The 10,972-nt window shown below is 41.8% G+C and carries 5 protein-coding genes; 2 read left to right on the top strand and 3 right to left on the bottom strand.

Annotated features, from left to right (window positions below; translation table 11 throughout):
- Positions 1-246: 246 nt before the first annotated feature.
- The 3 genes from NAF29_RS10075 to NAF29_RS10065 all read right to left on the bottom strand — a co-directional run bounded on the left by NAF29_RS10075 (position 247) and on the right by NAF29_RS10065 (position 3,058).
- Positions 247-825, bottom strand: a complete 579-nt coding sequence (locus NAF29_RS10075) for a hypothetical protein (RefSeq protein ID WP_251261420.1) — start codon at positions 823-825, stop codon at positions 247-249.
- Between the two features lie 537 nt (positions 826-1,362).
- Entirely contained in the window at positions 1,363-1,872 is a 510-nt protein-coding gene (locus tag NAF29_RS10070; protein WP_251261419.1) for a hypothetical protein, read from the bottom strand.
- A 541-nt stretch (positions 1,873-2,413) separates the two neighbouring features.
- Positions 2,414-3,058, bottom strand: a complete 645-nt coding sequence (locus tag NAF29_RS10065; protein ID WP_251261418.1) for a hypothetical protein — start codon at positions 3,056-3,058, stop codon at positions 2,414-2,416.
- Positions 3,059-3,586: 528 nt separating this feature from the next.
- Between NAF29_RS10065 and NAF29_RS10060 the strand changes: the two genes are divergently transcribed.
- Positions 3,587-3,853: a hypothetical protein gene (locus NAF29_RS10060; RefSeq protein ID WP_251261417.1), complete on the top strand. Its 267-nt coding sequence runs from the start codon at positions 3,587-3,589 to the stop codon at positions 3,851-3,853.
- Between the two features lie 1,652 nt (positions 3,854-5,505).
- A complete protein-coding gene (locus NAF29_RS10055; RefSeq protein WP_251261416.1) occupies positions 5,506-10,902 on the top strand; it encodes a response regulator in 5,397 nt (1,798 codons plus the stop codon).
- Positions 10,903-10,972: the final 70 nt, after the last annotated feature.

Genomic DNA, 10,972 nt, shown 5'->3' with positions numbered 1-10,972 from the left:
CCGATACTGTAAACAACCACCGCAGCAACAAGCAATGCTCTAGCTCATAAAACCTTAAACTGCTGAATGCGAAAGTGATGACACTCAAAGCTCAACAACAAAGCCAAACCCGGTTGAACTAACGCCCGCATAAGGGGCACCGAAACGTAGTGGCGATTTGGTTAAAATTGGGCGAAGCACCAAATTAAATCGCCGCGTAGTTTTGGTGTCCCAGCCGCGCTTTTCAGCGGCGACTTGATGCGCTTGTTATATGAATTTCTCAAAACAACCTTTCAAAACATCATATTTTTCTCTAAATCCGACACCATCAATCTGATGTAAAGCTTGTCGTCCAGACTTACTTTCAGTTATTGAAAAAGCAAGATGCTGGCCTGCTGAGAGTTGCTGCATGATTTCATCCACCTTCAAGCCAGAGAGGAAGAACATCGAACCATGCCCAGATGGTATGGATTTCAAGGTAGTATCACCTACTTTAACGATTAAAGGGTGATTAACATAATCCGACTTATTAATACCCCCTAATCGCTCAAAAATTTCAGTAACCTGAAGGAGAAGGTGATATTCATTAGGTGTAAGATCTAATTTCTTCATGAAGTCAGTCATGGGGTGTTTCGAAGAAACTATACCAATAGATAAAGATGCTGGAACATAGTCAACATCATTCAAATAAAAGCCCTGCTTCAAAGCTACAGTGCAACGCTCAGGAACAACTTCCTGTTCCCAATCTCCAGCGCTTACTGGTGAGAAAATGGAGCCAAACATTAAAAGAGTGATTATCGTTAAGTATTTCATTTTATTCATATAACGCCCCAACATTTTATTCATATAACGCCCCAAATAAGAGGCTAAAAATTGTTTGCTACCTTGTGTAGCGAAGCGAAACCGAGCAAACAGTTTTTTGTCCTGCTTGATTGGTTTGTTAGTTTGACCACAAAAACTCAAACAGCTTTAGGCTGCGTGACTGGGCACCAAACGACGACTAAAAAGTGGGAAAGACGGATTTTTAGGAAGGATTCAAAACAACAAATGAACGTTCCATGTTACCAACCTATTCAGCTTTCCCTGCCAAATGACCCATGCTCAAAACAACCACCAGAAACGTGTTTACCGCAGACATGATGGTAATGAACCGAAGTCGATACCGATACTGTAAACAACCACCGCTGCAACAAGCAATGATTGACCTCATAAAACCTTAAATTGCTGAGTGCGAAAGTGATGACACTCAAAGCTCAACAACAAAGCCAAACCCGGTTGAACTAACACCGCAATAAGCGGACTAAAACTGTGGGTTATAATGTGGAGCGAAGCGAAACGTAACCCACTGTTTTAGTTCCGTTTAATTGCCTTGTTAGGGCTTTTCTACTGATAAATATTGAAAGCCTTTATTAAATCATTTGAAAGTTGATATTTTTGATCAGCAATATAGGCTCTAGCAAACTGATTACCTTCCAGTCGCATTTTACTATCTAGATTTTCTAGCTTGACGAACGCTTCTACAACCTTATCAGCAACCATTGCAAATACTCGATTTGGAAGTCTATTGTTTACTATCAACGAAGCGATAGAATTATCAACTGAAAAATTGATTTCAACAATATCATGCTCTGAAGGTGTGACACATTTTAATGAACCATCAGGAAGCTCTACTACAGCATGCGCATTTAGTTTTAACGCAATATTGCCAAGCTGTGAGAACGACCAGCCAAATTTTATTTCACCTCCGAACAACTTCACGTAATTCTTTACGTTATTGTAGCAATCTAACTTGCTACTATTTTCACCAATTTCTATTGGAACTCGTTCAACATTTAAGATATTTATAGATTTGAGAAACTCAAATGGTAATTCCTCTGGTATCAGATAATCCACAGTACCTCCTAGAGCCCTAACGCCCCAAATAAGAGGCTAAAAATTGTTTGCTAAAATGTGTAGCGAAGCGAAACCGAGCAAACAGTTTTTTGTCCTGCTTGATTGGTTTGTTAGTTTGACCACAAAAACTCAAACAGCTTTAGGCTGCGTGACTGGGTACCAAACGACGACGAAAAAGTGGGAAAGACGGATTTTTAGGAAGGATTCAAAACAACAAATGAACGCTCCATGTTGCCAACCTATTCAGCTTTCCCTGCCAAATGACCCATGCTCAAAACAACCACCAGAAACGTGTTTACCGCAGACATGATGGTAATGAACCGAAGTCGATACCGATACTGTAAACAACCACCGCTGCAACAAGCAATGCTCTAGCTCATAAAACCTTAAACTGCTGAGTGCGAAAGTGATGACACTCAAAGCTCAACAACAAAGCCAAACCCGGTTGAACTAACCCCACGTTAAGAGGCAAAAAACTGTTGGCTAAAATTAGTGACGAAGGAGCAAAAGCCAACTGTTTTTTGTCCTTTTAAACGACTTGTTAGCACTTATTTTCGCTATAGTTGGAAAAGACCTCTGATTCTTGCTCTTTGAAGTCTGGAAATTCACCAAGTTTAAATATATTACAGCCATTTTTGGTTAAGTGTTGAGCATATATTTCACCACCAATATAAATTCTATTTTCTGGTGTTTCTTGCGATTGTATTTCTCGTTGCTCTTGCATCATGCTTGGAATTAGTTTCAATAAATCACCTTCTTGAACGGTGCATTCTGGCTTTACAGCCGTTCCATACCCTAGAGATTCTGATACAAAGTTATTTGTAGAACGGTAAGCAAAACTTACAACTTCATTAGTTTCTTCAGAAAACCCAAATTGATATAAGGTTGTTGTAAAATCTGCTGGTAGTGATTGTCGAGTTTTATATTCTTCCCAAAGCTCCCTCAGATTATTTGGTGTGTGGTAATCTAAATTATGCAGACCTTTTACAACCATTCTATTTGTTACATACATAGCCCATTCATTAGAAAAACCACCAGTTCCAGTGCCCGCAATTATTGCTCTAAGATGAGGGATATATAGCGCTTTGGATGAAAACATAAATGGTTTCCCATTACTTGAAACCCCCAAAGTGTCTGTTGCAACTAAGACTTGTTCTTTATCTGTGTAAAAGATTAGAGATGACATGCAATTTCCATATGAGTGCTAACGCCCCAAATAAGAGGCTAAAAATTGTTTGCTACCTTGTGTAGCGAAGCGAAACCGAGCAAACAGTTTTTTGTCCTGCTTGATTGGTTTGTTAGTTTGACCACAAAAACTCAAACAGCTTTAGGCTGCGTGACTGGGCACCAAACGACGACGAAAAAGTGGGAAAGACGGATTTTTAGGAAGGATTCAAAACAACAAATGAACGTTCCATGTTACCAACCTATTCAGCTTTCCCTGCCAAATGACCCATGCTCAAAACAACCACCAGAAACGTGTTTACCGCAGACATGATGGTAATGAACCGAAGTCGATACCGATACTGTAAACAACCATCGCTGCAACAAGCAATGCTCTAGCTCATAAAACCTTAAACTGCTGAGTGCGAAAGTGATGACACTCAAAGCTCAACAACAAAGCCAAACCCGGTTGAACTAACCTTTTAAATAACGGGCGTACGTCCCGTTTATTTTATTGTTATGTTTGCCTTAAACACAGGAGTAGAAGCAAATGAAAAGTGTTTTTTATGTTGCTGAAAATCTTAAAAACGCAATAAATTTTATAAAAGTAAATACAGATTGGAAACAAGTCACTAATGTTTCATTCAGAAATGGTGATGAAAACATAATTGTTATTAGTGATTTTATGCGTATTCGTGGGCGTAAGGTTGATGGTGTTTATATTGACCATAGCTTTACAAAAATAAAAGATACTATATATATGGATTTTACTAAGCGATTTAGGGTCTTAGGTATTAAACCTATCATCATAGAATAAAAGGCAAATATAACGCCCCAAATAAGAGGCTAAAAATTGTTTGCTAACTTGTGTAGCGAAGCGAAACCGAGCAAACAGTTTTTTGTCCTGCTTGATTGGTTTGTTAGTTTGACCACAAAAACTCAAACAGCTTTAGGCTGCGTGACTGGGTACCAAACGACGACGAAAAAGTGGGAAAGACGGATTTTTAGGAAGGATTCAAAACAACAAATGAACGCTCCATGTTGCAAACCTATTCAGCTTTCCCTGCCAAATGACCGAAGCTCAAAACAACCACCAGAAACGTGTTTACCGCAGACATGATGGTAATGAACCGAAGTCGATACCGATACTGTAAACAACCACCGCTGCAACAAGCAATGATTGACCTCATAAAACCTTAAATTGCTGAGTGCGAAAGTGATGACACTCAAAGCTCAACAACAAAGCCAAACCCGGTTGAACTAACGCCCCAAATAAGAGGCTAAAAATTGTTTGCTACCTTGTGTAGCGAAGCGAAACCGAGCAAACAGTTTTTTGTCCTGCTTGATTGGTTTGTTAGTTTGACCACAAAAACTCAAACAGCTTTAGGCTGCGTGACTGGGCACCAAACGACGACTAAAAAGTGAGAAAGACGGATTTTTAGGAAGGATTCAAAACAACAAATGAACGTTCCATGTTGCCAACCTATTCAGCTTTCCCTGCCAAATGACCGAAGCTCAAAACAACCACCAGAAACGTGTTTACCGCAGACATGATGGTAATGAACCGAAGTCGATACCGATACTGTAAACAACCATCGCTGCAACAAGCAATGCTCTAGCTCATAAAACTTTAAACTGCTGAGTGCGAAAGTGATGACACTCAAAGCTCAACAACAAAGCCAAACCCGGTTGAACTAACGCTTAGTAGATCCACATGTATACATAATGTACATAAGGTAGACATGTATACCTTAATGGATATTTGGGGGGTTTTCGGACAGTGTAGACCTATCATGACTTTCGCGTCCTGCGAAATGGAGGTGTAACGGCCTGAATCCCTTCGATTAACTCACATTATCCACATTTTGCGAAAAATTCAACGACTCCCCTTTTGTATACCACCTTACATTAGAACATGCTAATTACTGTATCAATAAACAGTTAAATTTACAGCAACACAAAAAAGGCCTGTTCAGAAATCGTTACAACAAGAATAAATACTTTATTTTCATAATGTTAAAGAATAAAAGGAATCTAGCTAGCGCAACTTCCGTTCATCACCCATCAAACAGTCACTTTATTTTTGGGCTTAATGTTTAACGTAACGCGCGAAACCCGATTGGGTATATGACCAAGCTCGCTCTGGCTCAGCTTGTGCCATAAACGGAACCACACCCAGACAGGTGTGAAGGCAGCAAAGCTGTTTTTTGGCAGATCTGCCAGCGTATTACACGCTCACACTCGTGTTCGACACCCGCGTCTCCCTTGCGCTCAATCGTTTCGATGAGTTCAACCCCAAGATTGAACACAACACAGTCGTTTTCTAAGTGATCAACCACACGTTTTAAGCGCGCAAAGCTTGGTAATAAACCTCCCCTGCTCACCCAGTTTAAATTTGAACTAACCTCATGATAAGTGCTGCGTTGCCGCTTATCGTAATGTTCAAGAGTCTTACCAATAAGAGTTCAAATGATTAGAGCTATCTACGCCATTTTATGTATTGTTAGTTTTGTTGTAGCCACTTTTAGCAATACAAGTTGGTCAGCAACAGAGTCTACTGAATTGACCGAACAAGAGTTGACATGGATTAGCAACAACCCAGTTTTGCTAATCGCGCCCGACCCCAATTTATATCCATATTCCTTCATAGACGATACTGGCGAATTCGATGGAATTGCCAGAGACTATCTTAACCTTGTGTCTAACATAACGGGCATCAAATTTGAGTATCAACTGGGGTTGTCGTGGCAAAAAACCATGCAGGGTGTTATCGACAAAAACATCGATCTGGTTGCTATGATCTACCCCGATAAAATGAAAACTGACTTTATTAATTTTTCCGACAGCTATATCGAGCATTCCGAGTACTTATTCACCAATGACAATGCGCCAATATTTTCTGATATGCGCAATCTAAACGGTAAAACCATTGCGGTGGTTTCAGGCTTCCAGGTGGAAAATTGGCTTACCAGTAATTACCCCAATATCAACGTGCTTAAATACCAGTCGCTCGCTCAGTGTTTGAGAGCGGTATCGCTCGGCAAGGCTTATGGCACCATCGCTGATCTATCTTCATCAATGTACATTAAGAACAAACTAAAGCTGTCAAACGTGAAAGACAATGCGCCTATTCCGGAGCGCATAGACCTGCCTATATCGATAGGTGTGACTAAAAAGCATCCTTTGTTGCTCACTATTATCAATAAGGCCTTGGCAACGATTACCATCGAGCAACAGAACGAAATTGCCGCAAATTGGCTTCGTGAAACCACCTCGCAAAAAACGGTGAATGGTGCATTTGGCTACGCTCGCCCGCCTTACATGTATGATCAAAGCTCCGAAATTGGGATTGAGTACGAAATCGTTAAGCGTGTTTTTCAAGGGATTGGGTACCGTATTGAGCAAGCCGATCAACTTCCCACTTTTAGAGGGCAACAAATACTCCACGAAACATCTGATTTGGATTTCTCGGCAGGTGTGATTCCGGTAGCGGATGACGGGTTATATTACTCTGACAATATTGCGATATTTAACAATGTTGCTGTCACCCGAAAAATTGACGACATTACCCTCGATGCAGTTGGAGATTTGGCGAATCATCATGTGGTGAGTTTCGATGGGGCTCATCGAGTTTTAGGGGCTGAGTATGAAGCGCTCTACCGTGACAAGGTCAATACTGAGCGATACTCCGAATACCCCGTACAAGAGCAAACCTACATCGAATTCTTTGAAGGTAAGGCAGATGTTGTGGTGGGTAGCTCCGACGTTTTAACCTGGGTGATCAACAATTCAGGCTTAACAAAGCTGAGACTTAAAGATTTTGAAATTCATCCTATTTTTTCTCAGTCAGTGGGTTATTCAGTTGCATTTAAGGACAAAGGACTTCGAGATGAATTTAACACTGAATTGCGAAAGTTCGCGATCAGTCCCGAGCATAAAAAGCTCACCAACCTGTACCTCCATACCGACTTCACACGTCAAATCAATCGGGCCAACCTTATCGCCTCGATCATTGCTCCCTACATTTTTAATGACGACCGCGGCAATCTAGCTTACATACTTCGCGAGTTTCAGCGCGGTTCTAACTTGAAAGCATTTGAGGTCAAATCGGAGGCGCATGGCAACGTATTGGTTCGGCTACAAGTGACCGACAATAAATTTGTCAAAGTCGACCATTTAGATGTCTCTCATCTAACCATGCTGTCCAAAGAAAGCTTTTTCTTTAATCAATCCAGCCAAGAAAAAGTAGGCGAGATTAACTTGTATTTTGAGGCCAATACACCTCAACAAATTAACAGTGTTCATATTCCAGAGTTCACCAGTTTTAATCGGCTTTCAAGCGCCGAACAAGAAGCCATTAAAAAAGAATACGATAAGAATAAAATTTCAAATGTACTGCTTAATTTAACCACCAAAGAAAAAGATTGGATCGCCAATAATCCGGTGGTGGAAATTGCCATAGACCCCTCTTCCATGCCCTACGAAGAAATTGACCAGCATGGCGATTACGTGGGTATTGTGGGCGACTATATTAAACTCATCTCTAAATCTACCGGCATCTACTTCAAGCCAAAGATTGTTAACAATTGGTCTGAGTCGATCGAGTTGATTGAAAGTAGAGCGGTGCCGATGGCTTCAGCTGCATTTGACAATGCGCTCTTAGAGCTTGATTACAGGCCTACGGACATAATGACGCGCAGCGAAATCGCAGTTGCTGTGAATGAATCGCAAGGGTTTACCAATTTGCGTTCTCAGTTGGCCAATAAAACCATCGGTATTATTGAAGGCGCATCGCAAACGCCATTCATTATTGAGGCCTTTCCTCAGGTAAATTGGGTGTATCCTGCAAACACCGCCGAGGGTCTGCAAAACGTTTCCACCGGAAAGTTCCACGGCATGGTCGACACCATTTTGGTATTAAATTACCAAATTCGTACCAAAGGGCTATCAAACATCATCATCGCTGGTGACATGAATAGAAGCGTTGCGTCTACTTTTTACGTCTTAAAGACCCATCCAGAATTACAATCTATTGTGACCAAAGCATTGGGCGAAATATCTCAACAGCAGAAAGATGCAATCGTAACTCGTTGGATCCCAAGTGTTGCTATCGACAAAACAAACTACGCATTGGTATGGCAAATAGGAATTGCCGCTGTTTTAGTGGTTCTGTTAGTAGCGGTATGGAACCGCAGGCTTCGCGCTTTAGTTCGAGCCAAAGAGCATGCAGAGGCGCAGATTAAAGAACGAGAGCAAATGCTACATGACATTCTTAATGCGGCTCCTATCGGAGTGGCTATTGTACAAAACAAGCGTTCTGTTTTTTCAAATGCTAAATTTCGAGAGCTGTTTGGAACCACTTTAGAGCAAGTTGATCGACTGGCAGTAAACGAGGTTTATGTTGATCAGCATGAGCGAGATAAAACCCACGCAGAGCTAGAAGAAAAAGGAAAAATTGAAGACCGTGAAATACAGTTTAAGCACCAAAGCGGCCACACGTTTACTGCATTATCGAACTACACCTACACGCAATACAATGGCAATACCGCAGTACTCGTTTGGTGCTATGACATTAGCGCAATTAAGCAGCTCACTGCGGAAGTTGAGTTAGCCAAAGAAGAGGCCGATAAAGCCAACCAAGCGAAATCAGATTTCTTAGCCAATATGAGCCACGAAATTCGAACTCCCATGAATGCAATCATTGGCATGACTCATCTGGCTCTTATGAATGATCCGCCACGAAAAACAAAAGGTTATTTAAATAAAGTGTCGCATGCAGCCGCTTCGCTGCTGGGAATCATTAATGACATTCTAGACTTTTCAAAAATTGAAGCAGGCAAGCTAAACATGGAGATTTTGGACATTAGCATTCCTGATATTCTAGACAACCAATTGCAACTCATTGACTTGAAAGCAAAAGAGAAAGGCGTTGAACTGCTCGTTAATATCGCCTCCAATATTCCCCTGAACTTAATGGGAGATCCACTCCGCCTTGGTCAAATTTTTACCAACCTGGCAAGCAATGCCATTAAGTTTACAGACAAAGGGCAAATTGTATTCTCTGTATCGCTCGAGACTTTGGAGGCTGAACGAGCAAAACTAAAATTTTCGGTAAAAGACAGCGGTATTGGTATTTCAGAGGAACAACAGAAAAGACTATTTAAGTCGTTTAGCCAAGCCGACAACTCCACAACTCGTAAATATGGGGGCACCGGATTAGGCCTCACGATTTGCCGAAAACTTGTAGAAATGATGGAGGGCCGAATCTGGATAGAGAGCGAAGTTGGTCAAGGAACTGACTTTCTATTTACAGCTTGGTTTAACATCAACCAAGCACGTTCAGCCCATCACGAACAGAGCACTACTGAATCGTTAAAAGACATGAATATTATCATTGTTGATGATAACGAGGCCTCTGCGGATATTATGGCATCTATTGTGGCGTCTTTCGGGTGCAGCGTAGCAGTGGCTCATTCAGGCGCTCAGGCCGTTGATATAGTGACCGAACACCACCACCCCTTTGACTTTGCATTGGTCGACTGGAATATGCCTGATATGGACGGCATCCAAACGTGCTCAGCCATTCGCGAAGTTGCCCCGCCACAACACCCTATTCATTTCATTATAGTCTCGGCCTATGAACATGAGCGCTTTAGGCAACAATCATCGTCTGCTGGTATTAGCAGCTATTTATCAAAACCAATTTCAGGCTCGTCGATCTTTAACGAAATTGTGCGTGTTAGTGGTCGAAATATTGCGCTGTATTCCACTCGCGAACGTTCCGAAGATTCATTGCAGTCCCCTAAGCAAAAACTCAACGGTGCACATGTGTTATTGGTTGAAGACAATGAACTGAATCAAGACTTAGCGATGGAATTATTAGCCTCTATTGGTGTCTCTGCAGATCTAGCCAACAATGGTGCAGAAGCCGTTGAACGAGTGAATGCTCATGCTTATGACGGTGTACTTATGGATATTCAAATGCCTGTAATGGACGGTTATACCGCAACGCAAAAAATCAGAGAGCAACACAAAGACATTCCAATTATTGCCATGACAGCCAATGCCATGAGTGGTGATCGAGAAAAAGTTATCGCCGCGCAAATGAATGACTATATATCCAAACCGATCGATTTTGAGCTGATGGTGGTCACCATGGCAAAATGGATTGAGGCTTCACTCGACGCAATTCCCCATGCAGAAGAGACTCCGCAGACGACATCTCAAACACTCCCCGGTGAATTCAACTCACAGGTATTAGATCACAAAGCAGGATTAAGCACATGTAATGGCAACGAAGCACTTTTGCTCAAACTCATGGCGAAATTCAGCGTGGGACAACAGGACTTTGAACAGCGTTTTAGGGAGGCATGGGGCGAAAACGACTGGACCACTGCCATGCGCGTGGCCCACACCCTCAAAGGCAATAGCGCTAATATTGGCGCACTTCAACTGAAACAACTTGCAGGAGTTCTTGAGGAATCATGTTCACACAAACTTCAATCAGAATCGGATTCTTTTGAATATTCCCATGAGCGGATTGAAACACAGCTTACACAATGCCAAGGCGAATTGACTCTAGTAAGACAGGAAATTGAATTGCGATTAGGCGCCGCGCAAACCTCATCGGCCACTAAAAACGATGACGGTATTCCGCATCTCAAGTCAAAACTGACAGAGTTGCGTCTCTACATTGCTGAGTTTGATGCTGAGGCGACAGACACGATTGAAGCATTGCTCGAGTACAGTTATCCGACAGAGATAGAGCAAGCACTGAATAAACTCGAAGCGCATGCGAGTGAATATGACTTTGACGCAATGCAAAGCGAGCTTGAATTGCTAGAACAGAAACTTAATGCTATGTAATTCAACAAGAACATCTCCAATACACGGCTAAGCTTCGTTGACCAAGCCAACAGTAGTCGTAAGAATAGAA

It is taken from the genome of Echinimonas agarilytica (assembly GCF_023703465.1).
GTDB lineage: Bacteria > Pseudomonadota > Gammaproteobacteria > Enterobacterales > Neiellaceae > Echinimonas > Echinimonas agarilytica.
This window is presented reverse-complemented; position numbering and strand designations above follow the sequence as displayed.